Genomic DNA, 23595 nt, shown 5'->3' with positions numbered 1-23595 from the left:
TAAATTGGGTTAAATGTTGCTTAAATCTATTGAAAATCGATAATAATAAAAAAGGTCAGCGTAAAAGCTGACCATAATTATAAGTTCTATTTTCAATTTACTCATTAAAAACTCCCATTTGAGAAAACTTATCAATTCTTTGATTGATCCGCTCTTCAGGAGTAAGAGTTTCGAGTTCATTAGTCGTTTTTGTGATTGTCCTTTTAAGAGTTGAAGACATTTTTTTGAAATCAGTATGAGCACCGCCCAGAGGTTCTTTTACGATACCATCTATCATCTTAAATGATTTCATATCACCAGCAGTCAATTTAAGTGCTTCTGCTGCTTGTTCTTTATAATCCCAGCTTCTCCAGAGAATTGATGAACAAGATTCAGGAGAAATCACAGAATACCATGTGTTTTCAAGCATTAAGACCCTGTCTCCTATCCCTATTCCTAAGGCACCGCCTGAAGCACCTTCTCCAATGATGAGGCAAATGACAGGAACCTTAAGCATAAACATTTCTCTAAGGTTTTTGGCGATTGCCTCTCCTTGTCCTCTTTCTTCAGCTTCGATACCAGGAAATGCACCAGGCGTATCAATAAAAGTAATTATAGGTTTATTGAACTTTTCAGCAAGCTTCATAAGCCTTAAAGCTTTACGATATCCTTCAGGATTTGCCATCCCGAAGTTTCTCATCTGACGCTGTTTGGTATTTCTACCTTTCTGCTGACCAATGAGCATGTATGTCTTTCCACTTATTGTTCCAAAACCACCTACCATTGCTTTGTCGTCAGATACCGATCGGTCTCCATGTAATTCAACAAAGTCATCTGTTAATTCATATATGTAATCAAGAGTGTATGGTCTGTCTGGGTGGCGTGAAAGCTGGACTCTCTGCCATCTTGTAAGATTTGCAAATGTGTCCTTTTTCAAGTCCTCAATCTTGTTTTCCAATGATTTTATAGTTTCATCCATATTGACACCGCTCTCACTGGCGATCTTGGTCATGTCCGATAATTTAGCTTCTAATTCTGCTATTGGTTTTTCAAAGTCGAGCATTTAATTATTCAAATGGTTTAATGCAAAGTTAATTGATTAGCTTGTTTGAACTAACATAATTTTTCGCTTTTTCTAAATTACTGATATGCAATTAAATAAAAAATATTTTAGTCAATTGTAGTTATTTTTGCTCATTTAGTGTTGCAAATATAAAATCATCAACATACCTTTGCATCACCTTTTTAAGAAAGGGAAAATATAGAGGGTCTGGTAGTTCAGTTGGTTAGAATACCTGCCTGTCACGCAGGGGGTCGCGAGTTCGAGTCTCGTCCAGACCGCCTCCTAATAAAGCCACTCAAATCGAGTGGCTTTTTTTTATGTCAATCAAGTAAATATAAAACTATGAATGCCTTGTATGTATATGTTTTATACAGTCCTACTCATGATATATTTTACAAAGGCCAAACCAGTGATCTAGATGAAAGATTAAAAAGGCATAATCAGGGTCTGGAAAAATCGACTAAGAAATACCTGCCCTGGTTACTTATCTGGAAAACAAGAAAAGATAGTCGGTCTGAAGCAATGGTGCTTGAAAAGAAGTTGAAGAATTTGAGCCGACAACGGCTTATTAATTTTCTTAAGAAAAATAGAAAAGAATTGGTAGATGAATCCAGTTATTTAAAATTGATTCACTGAGTTCGAGCCGATGACGAACAGGCAGTCACATTGAAAAAAATCGCTTTATTAAAAATGTTTTAGTAAAAAAGTTTAATTGTAAATAGAAGGTAATCAAACAGATGAGAATTAGATTTAATTTTCTGATATATTTTTATAAAAAGTCTGTTGCATAATTAAATTCATGTACATACTTTTGCATCACCTTCAACGGAAGGAACAATTAAAAAAGAGGGTCTGGTAGTTCAGTTGGTTAGAATACCTGCCTGTCACGCAGGGGGTCGCGAGTTCGAGTCTCGTCCAGACCGCCTCCTAATAAAGCCACTCAAATCGAGTGGCTTTTTTTATGCCTTTAGCTTAAAAATGCCCTTTCTTTTAGTATTAAAGTGATTTAGATGATTTATCGGATTCTAGTCAAGGGGTATTGTCTCTGTAATGAGAGTTATTTATATGAATTATTGTTGAGCAGAATTTCCTTCACTCAACCTGAAATTTCCAAACTGATCAAATTTCATCCAGGAAAAATTACCAATCCTCCAGTCATTACCCTTTTTCTCCCCTGAAATTGTTGCTATTAATACAGCTTCCTCAACTACTTCGCCTTTTAACCTTACAGTTAAATTAGCTACATAATGAGTGTTAAATATATTCTCTCTGACATAGATATTTTTAAAATATGGTTTCCCTAATTGGATTTCCAGACCTTCGACATTTGCCAGGGATTGTAGATGTTCCTTGAAGTTGTTCGTATTATGGTTTTTTACAGATGGGATATTATTGACGTTTATAGAAACCTCATTGGTCGAATGCCTGGGAGTAAAATATTTAAGAACTACCTCAGGGTCTCCTGTTTCATTTAGCTGTTCATATCCCTGATGCATTTTATTGACCAAATCAACAACATTTTTTTCTTCGACATTCAGATTGCCTTCTTTAAATCCTTGGGAGTCATTGGAGGTGTCATTGTCTAAATTGTTCTTTAATTTATTATCATGTGGAATTAACAGTGCAGCTTTCATTTCTGTTATCTGATCATTTAATTTATTATTCTCATTGGTCAGGCTATCCACTTGTTGCTTATAAGCTTCATCATAATCGTCATTTTCAGAATCTGTGAAAATGAATATGGAAGCAAACAATAAAAGAATTATCAATATTATAGACAACGTTTTGTATTTATTATTAGAACTTGGCATAAAATTGGTATTTATATTTTTGATAGTAGTTAGTTGAATACATAACTATAATAATTTAATGATTTAATTGATTAATTGAGAGAAATAACTTTAAATATTTATGAAAAAGCTAATAAAATATTGTTTTTTAGTTGTACTTTTCTTTGGTTCAACTAATGCTTATAGCCAGGATAATATGTCTAAGATTATTGTAAAGGGTAATGCAGAAATAGAGACGTTACCGGATGAAACTACTGTTAGGTTTGATATCCTTTCTAAAAAAATGAATTATGCTGATGCTGTTGATGATTTGAATAAGCGAATTAATATTTTAGTCAGAGATTTATCAGAACAGGGTTTTGATAAGAAGGAACTAAAAACCTCCAATTTCAGGGTAAATAAAAATGTAGTATATAATAGAGGGACGAGAACTGATAGTGGCTATGTAGGAACACAAAGCCTGGAAATAACATTTAATTTTACTAAGGAAAAGTTATTGAATGCCATCAATACGGGGACTGGTTCAGAGGCAGAGCCTGAAATTTCGATTTCATTTGGATTAAGTAAAGAGAAAAGGCGATCACTAGAAGACGAGTTGATTAAATCATCTGTAAATGATGCCCGATTAAAAGCTGAAGTTTTAGCTGAATCTTCAGGTGTTGAGATTGGTAAAGTGATGGAAATCAGATATGGGATAAATGAAAATAATTTTCCTCAGCCGATGAGATATGAAGCAGCATCTATGAGATCGGCGTCTATGGATCAAAGTAATGAAACAAGCCAGATGAATCCTGATAATATTACTTTAGCTAAAGAAGTAATAATAACATTTGAAATTGTCCAATAAAATTTAGTCTTTACTCCCGGGCTTATCTTCTAGGAAGACAGAATATGGTGATAGCTCGGGAATTGCTTCAAAAATTATCTTTAAAACACCTATTATTGGAACAAATAAAATCATTCCGGATACGCCCCAGATCATAGCACCAACCAATACTGACATTAAGATAGCTAAAGCATTAATACTCGTAGAAGAACCGACTAGCCATGGCCTGAAAATATTTTCCTGAGCCATATTAGATAACCATAATAATCCGATCACAAGAAAAAGTGTCAATGTACTATCATTGGTTACAAAAGTAAATCCAACTACTATCAACATAGCAATGAAGTTGCCTATATATGGTAATAAGTTCATTACAGCGATAAATACAGCAAAGAACAGAGCATATTCAATTCCAAGAATAACCAATATGATATAGTCAAGGATAGCAAGAGCAATAGTAAGCCAAATTAAACCTCGAAGGTAATCATTGATCATCTCTTTAATTTTGCCAAAAATCACTATGATCTCAGAGTACTTATCATCACTATATTTTCGATTGACAAACCGGGAAGGGATTTCACGATAATAAAGAAAGAAGTAAATAAAAATCGGCATTAATCCAAGGTCAACTAATGTATTGCCAACACTTGTAAGTTTAGTTGAAAGCCATTTGAAAATAGAATCCAGTTTAGATTTGATAAAAGTTACCAGATCAAACTGATCAGGAGTAATATAAGGGATGTCACCTATAAAGTCATTGATGTCATTTACTGATTTTGTGAATTTATCTGAAATTTCCGGGAGATCCTTGGTAATGTTGACGACTTCCATGGTGAGCACACCAAACACTGCAAGAACCACAATAAAGAATAATAATTCAGCTATTATAATTGCTAATGCACGATTGAATTTTTTAGATTCCAGGTAATTAACAAGAGGAATCAAAAGAAAAGAAAAGAGTAATGCCCAGGTTACAGGAATGAGTATATTTCTTGCTGTGCTTAAGCAAAAAATTATGATAATTAATGTGCCAAGTCCAAAAAATATGTTTCTAATGCTAAGTTTAGAGTTCATTCCATAGTGATTCTGTAATAGAATAAAGTTATTAGTTATATCTTGATAATGAAAAACATATCCAATAAATAAAATTCTATTTTATAAACATGGATGCCGGGTCGGATAAATAAAAATATTATCTAACTTCTATTTTAACTCCTATCTTTTTTTCCTGCTGATAAACTTTTTGTTTGAGTGAAGAACGAAAGGCCAGGAACATTTTTAAAAGATTATAGTAATCTTTTCCATTTATCTTTTCCAGATCTTTTCCAAATAGTTTTTGAGCCGCATCGTTTAAAACGACACTTTTATCTACTTTTATAACCTCATATTTATTCAGGTCCTCTCCTACTACATCGTTAAGTGATTTTAATTCCCCTGACTTTTTATCCTTCAGAAACGTCCCTTCTGTTTCCAACTGATCAGAATAGTTTTTTATAAGATTCATCGGCTTATAGTTATTAAATTAAATGAGTATAGTAAAATGTTTCTTGTGAGGGATTTAGCTATCAGGTCAACTGATTATTATATATTAATTTAATAATAATTGTTTATTAAATTAACATTTATTGATAATTTATTTTTGTCTCTGCAAAAGATTTAAGTAATATTTTTCAGGTAAATAAATGAATAAATAGCTGATTTAATTCTTTTGTTGATCATTTACCTCCAAAGGTAGTTTTATCACCTAACAAATTAAATATTACCCTTTTATATAATTGAATTAAGGGGAATTTAGATATTTTAATATATTAAATATAAAAAACCAATCTATGAAAAAATTATTAATCGCCCTTCTGTTTATACTTGGAGGTTTTTATGGTATTAATGCTCAAGATGAGTTATTGATTACCCCCGATGACATTTCTATTGATTATGAAAAGTTTGTATTGGAAAACGGTCTTACCCTAATTGTCCATGAGGATCATAAAGCACCAATAGTAGCTGTCAATGTATGGTATCACGTAGGAAGTAAAAATGAAAAACCAGGTAAAAGTGGTTTTGCTCATTTATTTGAACACCTGATGTTTAACGGTAGTGAAAATTTCAATGATGATTATTTTCAGGCGCTGGAAAGAATCGGCGGAACTGATCTAAACGGAACCACAAACAATGACAGGACTAACTATTTTCAGAATGTGCCTAAAGGCTCTTTAGATCAGGTACTATGGCTGGAATCAGATCGAATGGGACATTTGCTGGGTGCCATTGATCAGGATAAGCTTGATGAGCAAAGAGGTGTTGTTCAGAATGAAAAGAGACAGGGAGAAAACCAACCTTATGGTAAACAATATGATCTTTTGGTTAAAGCAATGTTTCCAAAGGGACATCCCTACAGCTGGACAGTTATTGGAGAGATGGAGGATCTCAATGCCGCTTCTTTGGAGGATGTGCAAGAGTGGTTCAAATCATATTATGGTGCTGCAAATGCAACTCTGGTTGTTGCAGGTGATATTACACCGGAGGTAGCCCTTGAAAAAGTAAAAAAATATTTTGGGAATATCCCTGCAGGTCCAACTATGGTTGTTCCACAAGTAAATATTCCAATTAGAGAATCGGATACCCGGGAATATTATCAAGACAGAGTTGCAGAAGCAAGGGTTGTGAAAGCATGGAATACTCCTCCATGGGGTTCAAAAGAATCTGCTCATTTAGAACTGGCTGCTATGATTCTTTCTTCTGGTAAAAATAGCCGGTTGTATAAAAATTTAATTTACGATAAACAAATAGCAACAGGAGCTTATGCTTTTAACTGGGAGAAAGAACTCGTCTCGAATTTTATTATCCAGGCAAATGCCAAGCCAGGGGTCAATATCTATGATCTTGAAAAAGAAATTGAGTTAATATTAGAAGACTTTATTAAAAATGGCCCTACACAAGATGAGTTACACCGTGTAAAATCAGATTATTTTGCTGATTACCTAAAGGGGTTGGAAAGAATTGGCGGGTTTGGTGGAAAGTCTGATATTTTAGCACAAAATCAAGTATATGGAAATGATCCATCGTACTATAAGACGTGGTTAGAATATTTAAAAGAGACATCGGTTGAGGAAATTCAGAAAACTGCTGCTAAATGGCTAAGAAATGGAAGTCATACGATTATTTGCGAACCATTTCCAGAATACTCTGTCACCGGAGAAGAAGCAGACAGGAGTGGCCTACCTGAAGTAACTGAAGTAAGTGCAATTAAATTTCCTGAACTACAAACCAGAGAGCTTAAGAACGGTCTGAAAATTAAATTGGCCAGAAGAGAAGGTGTTCCGACTATGGTAATAAACATGGTGCTTGATGCCGGATATGCTTCAGATCAGTTTGCATCACCGGGGACAGCTAAATTAGCAATGAACATGATGGATGAAGGAACCAAGAATATGAGTGCTCTCGAAATTAATGATAAATTACAAAGACTGGGAGCTTCTGTTGGGGCATATAGTGATCTGGATAACTCCTATGTTACCTTAAATACTTTGAAACCCACTTTGGAAGAAAGTATGAAGATATTTTCAGATGTTCTTTTAAATCCTGCGTTTCCTGAAAAAGAATTGGAACGACTAAAAAAACAACAGATTGCGTCAATACAAAGAGAAAAAACGACACCTGTTCAAATGGCTTTAAGAGTTGTGCCTAAATACCTTTATCCTGAGAATCATGCTTATCACCAGCCATTAACAGGTTCTGGTTATGAAGAAACTGTTAATCAACTTGAGAGGGAGGATATGATCAATTTTTATAATCAATGGATCAGGCCAAATAATGCAACTCTGGTTGTGGTTGGAGATATATCGATGGATGAGTTAGAAGACATTGTGAAAGAAAATCTTAGTCAGTGGAAAAAAGGTGATATTCCTGAGAAAACATTAACCGAAGTGAATGTAGAAAAAAGTGATGTTTTATACTTAATGGACAGACCTGAATCCCAGCAGTCAGTGATTTTTGGGGCTAAGTTGATCCCGGGTTATGGAGAAATAGATGAGATTGCTGCCAATTCAATGATGGATGTTTATGGTGGGGAGTTTACTTCAAGATTAAATATGAATCTTCGTGAAGATAAGCATTGGGCCTATGGAGCATTTGGGTTTATCCAGGATAGTAAAGGTCAGAGACCGTTCATCTCTTATGCACCGGTTCAGACTGATAAAACCGCAGAATCGGTAACTGAAATCAGAAAAGAGATGGGAGGAATTTCAGGAGATAAACCTGTCACAAATGAAGAGCTGGCCAAAGTAATAAACAATACTGTACTTCAATTGCCAGGTCAATGGGAAACTAATAGTGCGGTGGCTTCATCTTTAGTCGATCAGGTAGTATATGGATTACCTGAAGATTATTATTCTACTTATGGAGATAAAGTTAAGGGAGTTAAAGTAGATGATGTTAATCAACTCGCCAGAAAAATTATTAACAAGGATCAAATTAACTGGTTTATCGTCGGTGATAAGGAAAAAGTAATGGATGAATTAGTTGAAATAGGATTTAAGGAGATTGTGGTGCTTGACAAGGATGGAAATCCAGTTAAACCGGATTCAACCACCGTTAAAACTGAAAATTAATTATAAAATGAAATCGGCGGGATTTTACAGGCCCGCCGATTTGTATAATTAAACTGTATGAGGTATTAAAATTATATAGTAGAAGAAAACAAGGATACTTTAGGTTGTTTCCTCAATAGGCGTAAATCAAATGCCATACAAACATTTCTTACAAATGGTCTTCCTTTTTCAGTTACCTTAATTCCCACTTCTGAAATTTCAATCAATTTATCATCTACTAAAGGTTTTAATCTATTTAGCATCAAAGAAAATTGAATAGTTACAAAATCTTCTTCAACCCACGAATGGTTAAAATGGCACATTATATCCAGAATTATCTTGCGAATAATAAGATCTTCAGAGGTTAATAAATGCCCCCTCATTATAGGTAATTCATTATTTTCAATCCGCTCGTAATATTTTTCCAGAGACTTTTCATTTTGTGCAAAACCGGTCCAACAATCACTAATTGATGATACTCCTAAGCCGATCATGTTTTTACTTTTATTAACCGTATAACCCATGAAATTTCTGAAGAGAGTTTCATTATTCAGGGCTGTAGCCAATTCATCATCAGGAAGGGCAAAATGATCCATTCCTATCTCTACATATCCATTTTCAAGTAAAAGCTCTTTACCATATTCATACATCTCCCTTTTAATTTCAGGCTCTGGCAAATCATTTTCGCTAAACTTCCTTTGTCCATTACCCTTGATCCATGGGACATGAGCGTAACTATAAAATGCGATTCTATCCGGCTTAAGTTCTGATATTTTTAAAATAGTTTCTTCAACGTGTTCCAGCTTTTGAAATGGTAATCCATAGACAAGGTCAACATTTACTGATGTATACCCGATATTTCTGGCATTCTCAATGGCATTTACTACATTTTTAAAAGGTTGAATGCGATTTATAGCATCCTGAACAGTTAAATCCAGATCCTGAACTCCATAGCTTACTCTTCGAAATCCAAGATCATATAAGACCTGTAAATGGTCTTTAGATGTATTGTTCGGATGACCTTCAAAACTGAATTCGGGATTTTCGGAAATCTCAACGGATTTGAGCCATGCTGACAGGAAATCTTTTAAATTGGCTGGAGAGAAAAAAGTTGGAGTTCCCCCTCCCAAATGTAACGCGTTGATCCTGGGTTTGTCTCCAAGAATGTTTAAATACATCTCCCATTCCTTCATCATCGCATTGAGATATGGCATCTCAACACTATGATTTTTAGTGATTCGCTTATTACATCCACAAAATGTACATAAGGATTCGCAAAACGGCAGGTGCATGTATATAGCGTTTCCTAGCTTATTTGAGCTAATATATTGTTTTTTTAACCTTTGAATATATTCTGAAGAGCTAAATATTTTCTCACTCCAATAAGGCACAGTTGGATAAGATGTATACCTTGGTCCGGCTACATTATATTTCCTTGTCAGCTTCTTGTTTACCCTCGCGTGATTTAACATGAAGCAAACTTATGCAGACCTTCAAATTGTTATACTGAGGTTTGTCAGAAATAAAACTGATTTTTATTCAGCCAGGTGTGAAAATCTTTTCCGTGTTTCAATTTTTTTGAGTTCACGCTCTATTACCATAGATGCTAGTTGTTCAGACTTAGCCATCATTCCCGGAGCCTCAAGGGCTCTTTTGAATTTGATTTCAGGAACATCTATACGATAGAGTAAATTAACAAGGTAGGCAGGATCTTCATCCAGCAATCGCTCTATTTGTTCCGAAAGAATATCATGAAGTTTCTCCAGACTATATTGTTTCTTTAAATTGATCTGAGAGGCATCCATTGCCAAATCTTTTCTCAGTAATTTAGAGAGGTCACGAAGATCTTTTTTTGCTAATTCAGACATATTGCAAGTTATTAATTATTAGGGAAAGACGGTAAAGTAATATAATATTGTAGAGTATAATATATTTTGAATATTAAGTATTCTTAATATAATTGCTATTAAATGCATTATGATTAGATCATTGAAAGAAATAATTTACAGATCCATAAATTCAAAGACTGGTAACATGGTTTCTGATTTTTATGATCTGTCTCGCCTTTATTATTACTCCTGGAAAAATAGGAAGACTTGTCGTGATCTTACACTATACTATAAAAATTTCAACATTCAGACACCTGATGTTCCATTGGTAATAAATTTGATAAACGAGATTTTCTTAGAGAAAACATATTTTTTCGAATTTGATACAAAGGATCCATTTATTATTGATTGTGGTGCCAATATTGGAATAGCTACTTTATACTTCAAATCAATTTATCCAGATAGTGAAATTCTCTGTTTTGAAGCCAATCCGGATTTATTTACTTTTTTGAATCAGAATATTATAGTTAACAAACTTTATAATATTACCCCTGTTAATGCTGCCCTAAGTTTTAAATCAGGAGATGTCACTTTATATATTCCTGAGAGTAATCCTTTTTTGAATGCTAGTTTAGTTAGAGAAAATACAAAGAATAAACAGATAATAGTTAATGCCGTCAGATTATCGGATTTTATAGGAGAAAAAGCAGTAGACCTGTTAAAAATCGATATTGAAGGATCTGAGAATATGGTTATCAATGAATTAATAAATAGTGGTAAAATAGATTTAATTAATAAGATAATTCTTGAATTTCATCAAAACACAGGTATCGGCAAAGATGACTTAATTAAACTATTAATAAAGGAAGGTTTCCACCTGGTAAAAACCCGTCTAAGGCCTGATATAGTTACCTTATCAAGATAATATCTGCATTTAGGCAGATAACTATGAATATCTGTTTAATAACAGATTTATTTGGATATATGCTTTAAAACAGATATTTTTATAAAGAATATGACAGGGATAATTACAGGTGATATAATAAGATCAGAAAGAGATTTATCAAATCCAAAGTGGCTTGATGTTTTGAAATCTCAGCTATCCAATTTGAGCATTTCTAAAAACAGTTGGGATATTTATAGTGGAGACAGTTTTCAATTAGAGGTGGATCCTGAAGAAGGACTTTCAACAATGTTAATATTAAAATCCTTATTAATTTTTAAGGCAGACATTAATGTTAGAATGGCACTTGGAATTGGTGAAAAAGAATATTCAGGAGAATCTATATCAGAATCTAACGGAGAAGCATTTGTTTATTCCGGAAGGTTGCTTGATGAGTTAAAGAATGAAACATTAGCAATCAGATCTGGGAATAAGGAATTTGATGATACAATTAACCTTATGATTGAGCTTGGTTTGCTTACTATTGACAGGTGGTCACAAAATAGTGCAGAGGCTGTTTATTATTTTTTATCAAATCAAGTTGAAACTCAGAAGCAATTAGCTGAAAAACTACAAATTAGTCAGGGCCGGATTAGCGAACGACTAACCAGGGCAGGTTACGATCAAATTATTAAACTGGATCAATATTATAGAAAATACTTCAACCAAAAACTTAAGAATTAATGACTTTATTTTTGTGGTTACTAACCTCTCATTTTATGGGTGATTTTTTGTTACAACCAAAATCATGGACAATCCATAAATTAAAAGAGAAGATATTCTCATCCAGGCTATACATACACATTCTAATTCATGGTGTTTTAGCATCTGTAGTTTTATTTATAGATCCTTTTTATTGGTGGATACCCATATTAGTAATGATTAGTCATTATTTGATTGATCTTGGGAAAATTTATTCAAGTAAATATTTTAAATCTCCCCTCCTGTTTATTATTGATCAGCTTTTACATATCATCGTGATAGTTCTATTAGCTTATTATGTAAATCCTAAAGTATTAAATTTTAATGATATTGATTTAAATTCTGCTTTATTACTGATCGTTGTAATTTTATTTATTTCAAATGTTAGTGGTGTTATTGTAAAAGAATTAATAAAACCTTTTACTCCTGAGGCAAATTCAGATCCAAATAAATCTTTGAGTAATGCTGGTAAAATAATCGGAATACTTGAGAGATTATTTGTTTTTATTTTTGTGGTCACTAATCACTGGGAAGGTGTTGGTTTTTTAATAGCGGCTAAATCCATTCTGAGATTTGGAGATTTAAAGGAGGCCAGAAGCCGAAAACTTACAGAGTACGTCTTGATAGGGACTCTTATTAGCTTTGGATTGGCTTTTATTGGTGGTCTGTTTTATAATTATTTTGTCAATATTATATAATTAAAAAGCATGAACTGATTTGTTCATGCTTTTATGTATAGTGGTGGTAGTTAATTTTTTTATCTGTTTCTTCCCCCTTCACCTCCAAACACATACCTTATATTCACACCAAATCCCCCGGCGTTAAAATCCGTATCATCGATTAACTCAAAATAAGGTCTCCAATCGACCCCTATGGCTATAGGGATATTAAATCTGTATTCCAGACCGATCTCACCTGCTCCACCGAGTTCGAAATCATCACCAAAAACAGTGTAAGGACCCACACCTACATACCACATGAATGCCTCACCTCCTAGTTTTCTGTAGATTAAATCCCATAGTGCATCAATACCTACTCCATCATTTCCAAATGAAAGATTCGCATGGATTCTATTGAATTTTCCGGTGGCAAATACTACATCTACTGCAGCGCTACCTTCGTTGCCTGAACCTCTACCTCCAAAACGCACACCAAGTTCCTGGCTTTGACCAATGAAAACTGTTCCGAATATGAAGGCAAATACAAATAAAACTTTTTTCATAACTAATTAATTTTGTTGAATGTGTAGTGAAAATCAGTCCATAAGCTAAAAGACCTCTATATTAAATATATGAATTTTTTTAATTCAAACATGTATATTTTAATATTTATTCTTTAAAAACTCCTAATTAATTAAATTGTTTTTGTTATAAACATAAAGTTTTAGTATTCATTATTAGAAAGGGATAAATCATTATAAAACAAGAAGGGCTAACTATATAAATAAGTTAGCCCTTGATTAACATTTAAGTTAGATTTTAACTTTTGGTATTACTGGATTTTAATAAATTCTGATAGAGTTGTCTGAATTTCATTGTTTTCACTATCAGTAAACACCTGTGTTGTTAATATTTTTCCACAAGTATTCAAGCTTCCGGATCCTTTCACGTAGATTTCACCGGAATTATCTTCCAATGCTAATTGCTTTGGAATACTTACTTCATATGTTACCTGATCAATCATGGTAATATAAATTCTTATATCGTATCCCGGAGCGTATAAATCTTTAGCTATTAATTGATTTATACCAGGAGTTAAGCTAACCTGATAGGGAGCTGAGTTTTGAGAAAGTTTAAAGCTATAATTTCCGGATAGGTCATTAAGAGAATATTCACAAAACTTATGAAGATTTAAGGATGTTGAATTTCTAAATGCACTTTTACCTTCTTCACTAGTTAATTTGAACGCAACCTTTTTTGTAGTAAAAGAGATCAGGCTATCAAAATTTCCTATGACACTAACATATCCTTTTAATTCTCCTGCGGGTATATTAACCTGTGGATCAAAACTAAAATCCGTATCAGGATCAGCATTTGTGTTTTCTAAATCTAGTTCAACTGTGTAGGATTTATCAACGGAGCTAACTTTAGTAAGATACACAGGGAGAAGATATGGGTCCTCCTGGGCATTCACATAATAGTCATATTCTGGTTGAGCAAAATGTGCAATTGATGGGCCTTCATAGAAATTATAATTTTCTTCACAGGCACATAGTGCAAAAAGTATTAGGAATATAAAAAATCTCGTATATTTCATCATGATAATATCAATTTTGACCGTAACCCGGATTTTGTTGAATATTTTTATTTGCAAAAACTTCTTCTTGAGGTATTGGTAAATTAAATCTGAAATTACCTGCCTCCAATTCGCATGGTATTGATCCCCCACAATCAAGAGGTGATCTTTCTAATGGCAATTGATTTCTTTTCAAATCAAAAAATCTGTGTCCTTCGTAGGCAAATTCTTTTCGTCTTTCAAGAAGAATTTCATTGATTAATTGATCTTTATCATTAATGGTATTATGATTATAGAGATAGATCCGCTCATTCCTTAGTGACATTAAGTCTTCATTTGCCTGATCAATATCAATGTTAATCTTTTTCAGACTTGCTTCAGCCCGGATAAGATACATTTCAGAAACACGATAAACTTTCACATCATTTAGAAACCAATAGCCACCTACTTTTCCCGGGTATTTATAAACTATTCTTTCTCCATTTTCAGGCTTGTAGAATGTAGTATAGTATCTAATATCATATGGACTTAAAAGGTCGACAAGTTCATTTGATGGTGCAAATGAAATATCTGTTAAATTGAAAGTCCAAATTCTACCTATGAAGTCGTCATTTACAGTTCTATTTAATTTAAATAGAACCCCGGAAGATTCTGAATCTAACCACAAGTTTTCATAGTCATTAAAAGAGCATAGATCAACATTATTGATCACGTCATTAGAAGCATTTATTGCGCGATCATATTTTTCACTATAAAGGGCAGCACGAGCTTCCAAAGCTTTAATTGCATAATAGTTAAACCTGTATATGTTTTGAGAATTAACAGTTTCAATTGTTATATTTTGAAGAGCCTGGTCAATATCATCAAACAGTTCTTCAAAAAATTCAGGACATTTCAATCTTGCAGGTTTTAAATCTGTTTCTAAACCATCCGGACGATTGTTGTTATTATTATCTTCAAGATCCATATAAGGAACCGCTAAGGCGTCATTACCATATTTTTCGCCCATGGCCCTGTATAAATTTAGATGTTGGTGAGCCCTGAGGGCAAGCATTTCTGATTTCAAGTGATTGGCGCTTGAAATCTCGTCATTTTTAATTTCACCATTATTGATTAACTGATCAATTGAATAGAGAACCCTGTTTGCCTGAGCAATAGATCTATAAGCATTATACCATAAATCAGCAGCCTCGTTATTTGAAGCCACGTAAGCCCATGAGTTTATTTGAACACCATGACCACTATTCGTTGATGGTCTAAGCACATCATCACTAGCCAGAGAACTAAATTCAATAATGTTTTCTTCAGAGACAAAGCCATAAGCAGCAATGGCGCCTGCTTCAACGTCTCTTAATGATTTAAAAGCCTGATCCTCGATTATGATATCCGTTGGTTCTACATCCAAAATGCTTTCACAACCCGAAGACAATAATAATATCGCAATTATGTATTTATAGTATTTTCTCATTTCCTTGGTCATTAAAATTTAACACTTAAACCCACTGAGTAAACCTTAGAAGCCGGATATTCAAATTGAGCTATATTGTTGTCGTCTTCCGGATCGAAGCCAGTGAATTCTGTCCATGTGAAAAGGTTTTGACCTTGTACATAGATTTCAAGTCCCTTAAAAATTCCTTTGGTTTGCTCAATTAACTTTTCTGAAAAGGAATATGAAAGTCTGACATTTCTCAATCTTAAGAATGAAGCGTCTTCTATATCCTTAGATGAAAATTGTCTTTCATATTGGTAACTTTGGATTTCTGTAATATCACCAGGCTCCTTCCACATTGTAGTCATCTTTTTTGAAAGATTGGAAGTTATGAAATTGGGATTTTCGCTAAAAAACAATTGGTTGTTAAACCTTGAATATCCAGAAGTGAAAGTGAAAAATCCATCAAGCTTTAATCCTTTGAAAGATAGTGTTGAGAAAAAGCCTCCTGTAAGGGGTGCTTGTGAGGTTCCAAAAATTGCTTTTGGTCCGGCAGCATCATAATTATTAGTTATTTCGCCATTCTGTCCAACATATAATGGTTCTCCGTTAGAAGGGTTAACCCCTGCCCATTCGGTGATATAATGCGTGCCTAACGGGAGTCCTTCCTTAACAATACTTGTTCCACGTTCAAATTCTGTTACTTGTCCCAGATCAAGTATTTCATTTTTATTATAGGCGATATTCCCTCCTACTGTCCAGATGAAATCACCAATTGTTAAAATATCTGCATTTAAAGTCAACTCTATACCCTTGTTGCTCATTTTTCCCTCATTGCTTCGGATAGATTCGAACCCTGTAGTTCTGGATAATTGATATTGAACAAATAAATCAGAAGTGATAATATTATATAAATCGATATTACCGAATATTTTATCATTTAAGAAGCTGAAATCTATACCCAGGTTGGCCTGGTTAGAAACCTCCCATTTTAAATCAGGATTTCCAGCATATAAGATACCGTTACCTTGATTTGACCCATAAGAAACAGGACTATAAGTACCCAATGATTGGAAATTGTCGATTCCAGATTGGTTGCCTACTGTACCGTATGATGCTCTGATTTTTAAACCGCTTAGTAATTGTGAATTGATAAGAAATGCTTCTTCCTTGATATTCCAGGAAGCACCAACTGACCAAAATATCGCAAATCTATTATTTACTCCAAATCTTGAAGAACCATCTCTCCTTATACTCGCTTTTAAGTTATATTTATCCTTAATGGAATAGTTAGCAATCGCAAATAATGAATGAAGAGAATTGCCTTCCTTAAATCCTTCTATTTCAGGGATATTTATACCATCTGCTCCCGGAGAAACACCTTCAGGTGTCCCAGGTAATTTGGGGTTAATACCATACCCGGTATATCCGAAACTATTTATTGAATTGGCAAAAATTTCATGACCGAGCGTGATTTCAATAAAATGGTCTTTAAAATTCTTACTATAACCAAGTAAATTAGTCCAAATGTAACTAAAATCCTGAAACTGACTTTGGCTAAACGATCCTCCTGAATTTTCATAAAGATAACTATCAGGAGAGTTAAATCTCTCGAAATTTGTTTGTGTAAAGTCTATTCCAAATGTTGTTTTAATATAAAGTGGTTCTGCCAGGTTATATTGAGCCGAAGTAGAAACTACTGATTTGATTTGATCATTTGTTCTTTGCCCTTCATTAATGATTTCCAAGGTATTAGGCCCTGTTAAGCCAACTCCAGTATTATAATCTCCATTTTCATCATATGGAGTAATATATGGATTAGCCCAATAAACTACTGCAAACGGGTTTATAATTGAAGTTTGACCCTCAGAAGGTATTACATTGGAATTACTGTATCCAAATGAACTATTAAAATCAATTTTTAGATTTTCTATTGCATTTGAAGAAAGATTTAATCGTAAAGTATACCTTTCTAAATCAGACTTTATGGCTTGACCCTCTTGATTTAGATATGCTAGTGAAGTGTAAAAAGTTGTTTTTTCACCACCACCACTAAATGCTAACTCGTGACTTTGCAGCTTACCCTTTCTGATAAATATATCCTTCCAATTCGTATTCGTTCTTTTATATTGTTCAAGTATTTTTCTATCAACAGCATTATTAGGATCAAGTTCACCTGCAAATCCTTCACCAATATATTGTTCAAATGCGATTTTTTCTTGAGTATTCATCATTTCAAATCGCTCTCTTGCTTGTTGACTAAATCCATACTGCATTCTATAGGTAAGGCTAGCCGAATTCTTTTTACCACTTTTTGAAGTAATAACTATTACTCCGTTTGATCCTCTGGAACCATAAATTGCAGTAGCTGAAGCGTCTTTAAGAACGGATATACTTTCGAAATCATTAACATTCAAGGTAGAGAATTCCCCAGCTGATATTGGTACATTATCCAGAATGTATAAAGGAGTGTTTCCGGCACCAATAGAACCTGAGCCTCGAAGTCTTACCGTGGCAGAAGAACCGGGTTGACCAGAACCTGAACTAATGTAAAGACCAGCGGTCTTACCCTGTAATACCTGGTCAAATGAAGGGATAGGAATATCCTCCATTTGTTTGGATTCTACTGTTCCTACTGAACCGGAAAGCCTATCAAGCTTTTCAGTGGTATAACCTGTAATAACTAATTCAGTAAGTGATTGAATGTCCGGATAAAGAGAGACATCTACTGTGTTCTCAGTAGTAACCCTGACTTCTTCATTCATAAAACCAACAAATGAAAATACCAGGATGGGATAGCCAGGAGGCATCGCTAACTTATAGTTACCATTAACATCAGTAACAGTACCTTGTGCTGTTCCTCTAATAATAACATTCACTCCGGGGATTGGTTCGTTATCCTGGTCGGTAACTGTCCCTGTAATTACTTTATTCTGTCCGCTAACTTCTGTTGTCAGTATAAATGACAGAAAAATCAATACCAGTAATCTGTACATGATCTAAAAAAATTTGTTTTGGTTATCCAAAACACACATAAAAATGTATGTATGTTTTTGGTGAAAAAATAAATATTAATGTATTGTATTAATATTCTATTTGGTTGAACGACAAAAATTTAAGCCTTGTGTATAATTTTTAAACTGAAAAAATTATCATTTTAGTTTGGAAACGACGCAAAAGTAATTGAATTATTAAATAAGTCAATAGAATATTTACATTTATTTGGTTTTTAAGTGATTAGCCAGAGTAAAAATGTACAGATTTAAAGAATTGTGAATATTTAGAATGAGTGTGTAATGTTTTTTAAAATATTTTTAAAAAAAGATTCTATTTATCTAACTATCTGATGAAGGAAAATTTCAACCCTTGCTAATTGAAAGTATTTTGAAGAGTTTTTTGGAGTAGTTTTTAAATAGAGTATAAAAACAAAAAGCTCCGATTAAAAAATCGAAGCTTTTTGTGATCCCACCAGGACTCGAACCTGGAACCTACTGCTTAGAAGGCAGTTGCTCTATCCAGTTGAGCTATGAGACCTTCTTTTTAGTTGCGTTTTTCTGTGTTTCGCGGTGCAAATATAATCGCTTATTACATTTAGGCAAACCCTATCTCAAAGAATTTTATCCAACTACTCACTTCTTTCTGATATTCAGTAAAATAAATTTACATAATTTTTTATTCAGGACGATTCTATCTTTCAACCCAAGATTAAATAAACCTAAAAAATAAAGTCTGAGAGGATATTTTTTAATCTTACAGAAGAAATGATCACTCAAGTTCGATATCCGTTTCAATTTTTGATTTTGTAGTCAGTGTTTTATGAACAGGGCATTTGTCAGCGATCTCCCCTAACCTCTTTAATTGTTTATCATCGAGATTTCCTTTGATTGATATTCGCCGCCTAAAACGATCTATTTTTGCTTTTTTATCCTCATCATGTTCACAGTCTTCGGCATGGGTTTTATCGTGTTCGATCTCAATGTTAATTTCTTCAAGATTCCATTCTTTTCTTTCAGCATACATTTTTAAGGTCATGGCTGTACATGCTCCGAGTGCAGATGATAACAACGCATATGGAGTTGGCCCCAGGTCCGTCCCTCCAACATCTTCTGGTTCATCAGCAATCCAGCGGTGCTTTTTATCGATTATTTCTGTAGCATACCCATCGTCATCTGAAAGTCTTATTTGAATATGCTGCTCATCTCCTTTTTCTACTTTTTCTTTTGGAGGTAAATATCTTTTAGCCCAGGCACCAATTACCTCTCCTACATATTCAGAATCCTCGTTATCAGTCAGCAAATGATCAGCCCCATCCAGGCTTAAAAAGCTTTTAGGATGATGGGCGGCTTCATATAATTTCCTGGCATGGGCTATCTCTACAATCTTGTCTTGCGGGGAATGTAAAAACAGAAATGCCTTATTTTTCTGATTTTTCAATACACCATCCAGTCTTTTATTTTGTAAGTCTTCGATAAATTCCTTTTTAATAGTAAAAGGCCTTCCTCCTATGTCAACATTAGCAAATCCTTTTTCCATGATCTCATCCATACTTTCGTCAAACAAATTAGAAACATGCTCAGGATCTGAAGGAGCGCCGATAGTTGCCACGGCTTGAACCTCTTTTATTTTATCAGCAGCATAAATTACAGCAGCACCACCTAAAGAATGACCTACTAATATAGAGGGCGCTTCATGGTTTTCCCTTAGCCAATCTGCACCGGCAACAAGATCCTCAACATTAGTGCTGAAACTGGTATCTTCAAAATTACCTTTACTGGATCCAAGTCCTGTGAAATCTATTTGCAAAACCCCAAAGCCCCGGCGAGTCATTGCCTCAGCGATCTGTTTTACTGCCTTAAAATTTTTATTGCAAGTAAAACAATGAGCAAAAATAGCTGTGTGATAATCTTTTACACCAATAGGAGCTGTAAATCTTGCCGCAAGAACATTTTCAGCTTCATTGGTGAAAGTGACATATTGAGATTTCATATTTGAGCAGTTTTAGTTCATTAAGATAATCAGTTGAGTTGTCTGAATCACGTATTGGGAATGGATTTTTTAATATTGTCAGAATAAAGACATTAAAAGGTTTTAACAGAGATTTAATGGTATAATACTCGGAGCTAACATCTATTTATCTTAAATTATAGAAAATAACCAAAAACCACATACATGACTGACGAATGGCATAGTTTGAATATAGTACATACTGAAAGTCTGAATAATTCAATTGTTACTTTACATAAATTAAGCCAGTTTGTTTCAAGAGTTGGACAGAACTATCTGAAACCCAGGAAAGATTATAGTCACACAAATCTGGGATGGGATAAAAATAGTTCTACTCTTGTTGGCAGGCGAACAGAAGAAGGTGTTCGTGTAACTTTCAACCTGCCTGAATTCAAATACAAGGTGGAAGCCCGTAGCCATCATTCTATTGTAATGCCTGAGGACCTTACTTATGGTGAACTGGAAGATCTGATGAAGCATTTACTAATTGCTGCAGGGCTAATCGGATCGCATTATGTACCTTCAGATGAGTATTCACTACCTTATGAAATAGATAGTGATGAACATATCGATAAACCTAAAAGAAAATTCCTCAGCCATTGGGCCGATTGCCGGTCTAATGCAGACCTTGTGCTTCATAAACTGGCCGCATTATTTGCAGGAGCTTCTGAGGTTAGAATATGGCCACATCACTTTGATTCAGGTTTAATTATTCCTTTGAAGGTTGAAAATGAAAAGATCTTAAAGTCAATTGGAGCAGGATTAGCAATTGCTGATCATATGGTTAATGAACCTTATTTTTATCTAAATTATTTCGATGAAAATAAAGCTTCAGATTTTAAAGTTAATGACCTTGAAGATCATAATGCAATATCAAAAAATTCGAATGAATACACTGGGTACCTTTTGCCTTTATCATTGGTGTTAAGTAATACCGGTTCAGAAGCACAATTTAATTATACCTGGTCTTTCTTTGAGCAGGGCATTGACCAGATCATGAATGCAGCTGGTATTAATAAACAAATCGTCTGATTATTAGTATTTATTTTATGCACTATCAATCTACTATCGACCCCAAAGAAAATAGTCTTATTTCTTTAAAGGACAGATATATGAATGTCAGAGATAAGTCTATGGAATTAATTGAACCATTAAACAAAGAAGACTTTGTAGTTCAGCCTGTAGAATATGTTAGTCCCACGAAATGGCATTTGGCACATACTACCTGGTTTTTTGAAGAATTCATCCTGGCTAAATTTCAAAAAGGATATAAAAGGTTTCATCCTGATTTTGCATTTCTTTTTAATTCATATTATGAAGCTGTAGGTGAAAAAATGATCAGATCTGAGCGGGGTAATATAACCCGTCCTGGTGTTGATCTGATTTTTGATTACAGGAAATATGTCGATGACAGGATGAGTGAATTTCTGGAGGATTTTTCAGAAGAAAATATAGAACTTCTGGAAATTGGTCTGAATCACGAACAGCAGCATCAGGAATTATTACTTACCGATATTAAATATGTTTTAGGTCATAACCCTTTATTCCCGGCTTATAATCCCCAGTTTGATGAGTGCGCAAGGTATTCTCCTTCGGGCGGATGGGTTGAGGTCGATGAAGGGTTGTATGAGATTGGGCATGACGGGATCGGATTTGGATATGACAATGAATTTAACAGGCATAAAGTTTATTTGGAAAATTTCAAGGTACGCAAAGGACTAGTTACAAATGCCGAATACCTGGAATTTATAGAAGATGGAGGCTATGAAGATCATCGGTGGTGGTATAGTGATGCATGGGCATTTATACAAGAGACTGGTTTAAATAAGCCCTTGTATTGGCATAAAAATAATGATGGATGGTTTAGATATTCAATGCAAGGGTTACATGCATTAAATCCTCACGAACCGGTTACACATATAAGTCATTACGAGGCGGCAGCATTTGCAGAATGGAAAGGAATGAGGTTACCAACTGAATTTGAATGGGAAGTTGCATCTGAACATTTTGATTGGGGCTGGAGATGGGAACATACTTCATCTGCTTACCTGCCCTATCCTGGCTTTGCAAAGGCCGAGGGTGCTGTCGGGGAGTACAATGGTAAATTCATGATCAATCAGATGGTATTAAGAGGTGCATCAGTTGCTACCTCTCCAGGTCATGCCAGAAAAACTTACAGAAATTTTTTTCACCCACATCTGCAATGGCAGTTTACGGGTATCAGATTATGTAAATAAACCTATGGAAACAATCACGAAAACTTACAATGAAGCGGTGGCTACGGCCGTTTTAGATGGTCTAAAAGCAAAAGAAAAGTCACTGCCTAGTTGGCTATTTTATGATAAAAAAGGAGATAAACTTTTTCAGCAGATAATGCGAATGCCTGAATATTACCTGACAGACACTGAAAAAGAAATTATAGAAAATAACAGGGATAATTTTCTCGAAGATTTTAAAGGAAAGGACAAAAAGTTTGACTTGGTTGAGCTTGGGGCTGGTGATGGAACTAAAACGGAAATCCTTTTAAGACATTTTTGTGTTCAGAATGCTGATTTTCGATATATTCCTATTGACATTTCTTCAGATGTGCTGGGTGATTTAAAAAATAGACTGAGCAAAAGGTTACCGGATTTAACAGTCCTCCCTAAACCAAAAAGTTTTTATGATGCTCTAGATGATCTTGATAAAAAGGATAGTAAAAAAAGAGTGCTGTTATTTATGGGGGGGAATATCGGAAATTTCACGCTGGAAGGTGCTACTGATTTCATTACGGAATTAAGTAAGCGATTAAGAACCGAAGATGAATTATTTGTTGGTTTTGATCTCAAAAAAGATCCAAGACAAATACAGTTAGCTTATGATGATTCACAGGGAATAACCCGGGCGTTTAATCTTAACCTTTTAGAAAGATTGAATACTGAGTTAGATGCAGATTTTGATATATCTAAATTTGACCACTATCCATTTTATAATCCTGAAACTGGTGAAGCAAAAAGTTATCTGGTAAGCCAGGAAGATCAGGAAGTTTATTTTGGAGTTCTTGATGAGAAAATAGTTTTTGATCAGTGGGAATTAATATATACGGAAATCAGTCAAAAATATGATTTGGACATGATCAGTAAAATGGCTGAAAAAGCAGGATTGAAGATATATCGAAAATATTTTGATCGTAAAAAGTATTTCTGTAACATAATATTTAAGAAATAAAT

At 34.1% G+C, this 23595-nt stretch carries 20 protein-coding genes and 3 tRNA genes; 11 read left to right on the top strand and 12 right to left on the bottom strand.

From position 1 onward, the window contains the following. Positions 1-97: 97 nt before the first annotated feature. The gene (locus OO013_RS08830) at positions 98-1042 is read right to left on the bottom strand and encodes an acetyl-CoA carboxylase carboxyltransferase subunit alpha (protein WP_266056435.1); all 945 of its coding nucleotides are present in this window, start codon (positions 1040-1042) and stop codon (positions 98-100) included. A 204-nt stretch (positions 1043-1246) separates the two neighbouring features. On the opposite strand from OO013_RS08830, the gene OO013_RS08825 reads away from it, so the two are divergent. From OO013_RS08825 to OO013_RS08815, 3 genes are all read left to right on the top strand, one after another. After that, positions 1247-1320 (top strand) — tRNA-Asp (locus OO013_RS08825). A gap of 64 nt (positions 1321-1384) precedes the next feature. Then, entirely contained in the window at positions 1385-1678 is a 294-nt protein-coding gene (locus OO013_RS08820; protein WP_266056434.1) for a GIY-YIG nuclease family protein, read from the top strand. A gap of 213 nt (positions 1679-1891) precedes the next feature. Further along, a tRNA-Asp gene (locus OO013_RS08815) sits at positions 1892-1965 on the top strand. Positions 1966-2112: 147 nt separating this feature from the next. On the opposite strand, the gene OO013_RS08810 is transcribed toward OO013_RS08815, so the two are convergent. Then, on the bottom strand, positions 2113-2853 hold the full coding sequence (locus OO013_RS08810; RefSeq protein WP_266056433.1) for a hypothetical protein: 741 nt from the start codon (positions 2851-2853) through the stop codon (positions 2113-2115). A 100-nt stretch (positions 2854-2953) separates the two neighbouring features. On the opposite strand from OO013_RS08810, the gene OO013_RS08805 reads away from it, so the two are divergent. Then, the gene (locus tag OO013_RS08805; protein WP_266056432.1) at positions 2954-3679 is read left to right on the top strand and encodes an SIMPL domain-containing protein; all 726 of its coding nucleotides are present in this window, start codon (positions 2954-2956) and stop codon (positions 3677-3679) included. A gap of 3 nt (positions 3680-3682) precedes the next feature. On the opposite strand, the gene OO013_RS08800 is transcribed toward OO013_RS08805, so the two are convergent. Both OO013_RS08800 and OO013_RS08795 read right to left on the bottom strand, forming a co-directional pair. Beyond that, positions 3683-4732: an AI-2E family transporter gene (locus OO013_RS08800; protein WP_266056431.1), complete on the bottom strand. Its 1050-nt coding sequence runs from the start codon at positions 4730-4732 to the stop codon at positions 3683-3685. Positions 4733-4850: 118 nt separating this feature from the next. Then, positions 4851-5162, bottom strand: a complete 312-nt coding sequence (locus OO013_RS08795) for a hypothetical protein (RefSeq protein ID WP_266056430.1) — start codon at positions 5160-5162, stop codon at positions 4851-4853. 325 nt (positions 5163-5487) lie between these two features. Here OO013_RS08795 and OO013_RS08790 point away from each other — a divergent pair, with 325 nt between their 5' ends. Beyond that, positions 5488-8265 (top strand): M16 family metallopeptidase, encoded by a 2778-nt coding sequence (locus OO013_RS08790; RefSeq protein WP_266056429.1) that lies wholly within the window; start codon positions 5488-5490, stop codon positions 8263-8265. Between the two features lie 71 nt (positions 8266-8336). Here OO013_RS08790 and hemN read toward each other — a convergent pair whose 3' ends face one another. Together hemN and OO013_RS08780 are read right to left on the bottom strand one after the other, a co-directional pair. Next, positions 8337-9716, bottom strand: coding sequence for an oxygen-independent coproporphyrinogen III oxidase (gene hemN / locus OO013_RS08785; protein WP_266056428.1), 1380 nt, complete (start codon positions 9714-9716; stop codon positions 8337-8339). Positions 9717-9779: 63 nt separating this feature from the next. Continuing rightward, positions 9780-10112, bottom strand: coding sequence for a hypothetical protein (locus OO013_RS08780; RefSeq protein WP_266056427.1), 333 nt, complete (start codon positions 10110-10112; stop codon positions 9780-9782). A 109-nt stretch (positions 10113-10221) separates the two neighbouring features. Here OO013_RS08780 and OO013_RS08775 point away from each other — a divergent pair, with 109 nt between their 5' ends. From OO013_RS08775 to OO013_RS08765, 3 genes are all read left to right on the top strand, one after another. Further along, positions 10222-10998, top strand: coding sequence for an FkbM family methyltransferase (locus OO013_RS08775; protein WP_266056426.1), 777 nt, complete (start codon positions 10222-10224; stop codon positions 10996-10998). Between the two features lie 90 nt (positions 10999-11088). Continuing rightward, a complete protein-coding gene (locus OO013_RS08770) occupies positions 11089-11700 on the top strand; it encodes a SatD family protein (RefSeq protein WP_266056425.1) in 612 nt (203 codons plus the stop codon). Further along, positions 11700-12416, top strand: a complete 717-nt coding sequence (locus OO013_RS08765) for a DUF3307 domain-containing protein (protein WP_266056424.1) — start codon at positions 11700-11702, stop codon at positions 12414-12416. Before OO013_RS08770 ends, OO013_RS08765 begins: the two co-directional genes overlap by 1 nt. Positions 12417-12475: 59 nt before the next feature. Here OO013_RS08765 and OO013_RS08760 read toward each other — a convergent pair whose 3' ends face one another. The 6 genes from OO013_RS08760 to OO013_RS08735 all read right to left on the bottom strand — a co-directional run bounded on the left by OO013_RS08760 (position 12476) and on the right by OO013_RS08735 (position 20368). Then, a complete protein-coding gene (locus OO013_RS08760; RefSeq protein WP_266056423.1) occupies positions 12476-12940 on the bottom strand; it encodes an outer membrane insertion C- signal in 465 nt (154 codons plus the stop codon). Positions 12941-13209: 269 nt separating this feature from the next. Continuing rightward, complete coding sequence (locus OO013_RS08755; protein ID WP_266056422.1) at positions 13210-13977, bottom strand: hypothetical protein; 768 nt, start codon at positions 13975-13977, stop codon at positions 13210-13212. 7 nt (positions 13978-13984) lie between these two features. Further along, positions 13985-15421, bottom strand: a complete 1437-nt coding sequence (locus OO013_RS08750) for a RagB/SusD family nutrient uptake outer membrane protein (protein WP_266056421.1) — start codon at positions 15419-15421, stop codon at positions 13985-13987. 11 nt (positions 15422-15432) lie between these two features. Beyond that, positions 15433-18378: a SusC/RagA family TonB-linked outer membrane protein gene (locus OO013_RS08745; protein ID WP_266056420.1), complete on the bottom strand. Its 2946-nt coding sequence runs from the start codon at positions 18376-18378 to the stop codon at positions 15433-15435. 464 nt (positions 18379-18842) lie between these two features. Next, positions 18843-18916, bottom strand: a tRNA-Arg gene (locus OO013_RS08740). A 231-nt stretch (positions 18917-19147) separates the two neighbouring features. After that, entirely contained in the window at positions 19148-20368 is a 1221-nt protein-coding gene (locus OO013_RS08735) for a bifunctional alpha/beta hydrolase/OsmC family protein (RefSeq protein ID WP_266056419.1), read from the bottom strand. 183 nt (positions 20369-20551) lie between these two features. Between OO013_RS08735 and OO013_RS08730 the strand changes: the two genes are divergently transcribed. From OO013_RS08730 to OO013_RS08720, 3 genes are read left to right on the top strand one after another with little or no spacing between them, the layout of a single operon-like run. Further along, on the top strand, positions 20552-21418 hold the full coding sequence (locus OO013_RS08730; RefSeq protein WP_266056418.1) for a hypothetical protein: 867 nt from the start codon (positions 20552-20554) through the stop codon (positions 21416-21418). A gap of 17 nt (positions 21419-21435) precedes the next feature. Further along, positions 21436-22623 carry an ergothioneine biosynthesis protein EgtB gene (egtB, locus tag OO013_RS08725; RefSeq protein WP_266056417.1) on the top strand — a complete coding sequence of 396 codons (1188 nt, stop codon included), beginning with the start codon at positions 21436-21438 and terminating at the stop codon, positions 22621-22623. Positions 22624-22627: 4 nt separating this feature from the next. Continuing rightward, a complete protein-coding gene (locus OO013_RS08720) occupies positions 22628-23593 on the top strand; it encodes an L-histidine N(alpha)-methyltransferase (RefSeq protein ID WP_266056416.1) in 966 nt (321 codons plus the stop codon). The last annotated feature ends 2 nt before the right edge of the window (positions 23594-23595 follow it).

It is taken from the genome of Mangrovivirga halotolerans (assembly GCF_026241165.1).
In the GTDB taxonomy this organism is placed as follows: domain Bacteria; phylum Bacteroidota; class Bacteroidia; order Cytophagales; family Cyclobacteriaceae; genus Mangrovivirga; species Mangrovivirga halotolerans.
The sequence above is the reverse complement of the archived record's forward strand: the minus strand, read 5'-3'. Positions and strand labels throughout refer to the sequence as shown.